This window comes from Acidimicrobiia bacterium (assembly GCA_016650365.1).
Taxonomy (GTDB): Bacteria; Actinomycetota; Acidimicrobiia; order Spongiisociales; family JAENVV01; genus JAENVV01.
The window spans coordinates 1-1,350 of record JAENVV010000309.1; the positions used below are offsets into that span (position 1 = coordinate 1).

A 1,350-nucleotide genomic window follows, 5' to 3' on the forward strand; every position below is an offset into this window, starting at 1 on the left:
ACCACCTCCAGACGCCCCGGGGCTCGCAAACCACGCATAGACCCGAGAGCTTCCCAGGCCTCGTTGTCCGATCCGGCCAGGACCACCCAGCGGGTCGCCATCACCGCTCCAGGGGCCAAGACCGATCCAGGTGCCTGGCGGGATCCTTGGAACGGTTTGATGATCGACTCGATGGCCTCGTCGGGCTCCTTCACCGAAACGATCAGACCCTCGGTGTATTTTCCGGCAAAAGCGGCAGATTGTTCTCCACCTGCCGCCATCCAGATCGGCACGTCGTGAAGGGGCGGGCTGTACAGCTTGGCTGTCCGGCACTGGTAATAGCTCCCATCGAAATCAAGCTTTTCACCCGCAAAGAGTCTGTGAATGATCTCGAGTGCTTCCCGCATCCGCCGGATCCGCTCGCCATATCCCGGGAACTCGTACCCGAGAGGGCCTTCGTTGATGTTCTCCCCGGTGCCGACCCCGAGCACGAATCGCCCCTCGGAGAGTCGATCGACGGTGGCCGCGGCTTGGGCGATCAGAGCCGGGTGGTAATGGAACAGGGGACATGTGACTGAGGTGGCAAAGAGAACACTCTCGGTCCTGGCGGCCGCCGCTCCTAGCCAGGTCCAGACAAATCCGGCAGCCGAATTGTCATCAACCCATGGGTGGAAATGGTCGGAAGCGGTGACCATGTCGAACCCGGCTTTTTCGGCGAGGACGGCTTGATCGATCAGGACTTCAGGTTGGTATGACTCGTGGGACGCCAGCCAGGCAAATTTGGGCATCATCCGATCATATGGGAGAACGGGCCCGAATCAGACAGCCCGATGGCCCGAATCAGACCCGACGGCCAGAATCCGACCCGACGACACGTCGAGTAGCCAGGAGCAGCAGCATTCCGACTGCAAGGCCCTGGACCCAGTCACCCCAATCGGTGTAAAGGGTCTTGGTTCCGTCCGCAAGAGTCAGCTCCGCGGTTATGACCTTCTCTTCCAAGAAGCCGGCCCCTTCGCCGACAACCCCACCCGCCGTGATAAATGTCGACTTTCCGGTTACCGCGGAGTGGGCCACGTCTAGACCAAGCTCGGCCGCCCGCATGCGGGTCATGCCGATGAACTGGTCCGAGACCGGCGTGAACTCGTAGCTGCCTTCATTGGTTGCAACCACCAGGAGTTGAGCCCCGATCCCGGCCTCCTCACGGCCGTAGCGGGCAAAGGTGGCCTCGAATGAGATCACCGACCCGACCCGACCGACCGATAGATCGAAAACGACCGGGCCGTCGCCCCTGATCATGTCCCTTGGCACCTGATTGAGGGCCGGGATCCATTCGAAGAGGGGGCGGGCGGGAATGTACTCGCCGAAGGGCAC

Annotated in this window: 2 protein-coding genes; both read right to left on the reverse strand. The window is 61.8% G+C overall.

Annotated features, from left to right (window positions below):
- A partial coding sequence (locus JJE47_16950) for a TIGR03557 family F420-dependent LLM class oxidoreductase (protein MBK5269112.1) occupies positions 1 to 767 on the reverse strand: 767 nt, incomplete at its 3' end.
- 52 nt (positions 768 to 819) lie between these two features.
- Positions 820 to 1,275 (reverse strand): hypothetical protein, encoded by a 456-nt coding sequence (locus JJE47_16955; protein ID MBK5269113.1) that lies wholly within the window; start codon positions 1,273 to 1,275, stop codon positions 820 to 822.
- Between the last annotated feature and the right edge of the window lie 75 nt (positions 1,276 to 1,350).

Coding starts and splice junctions, on each gene's coding strand:
- JJE47_16955 (MBK5269113.1), bottom strand. CDS start 1,275: ATGATCAGGGGCGACGGCCCGGTCGTTTTCGATCTATCGGTCGGTCGG.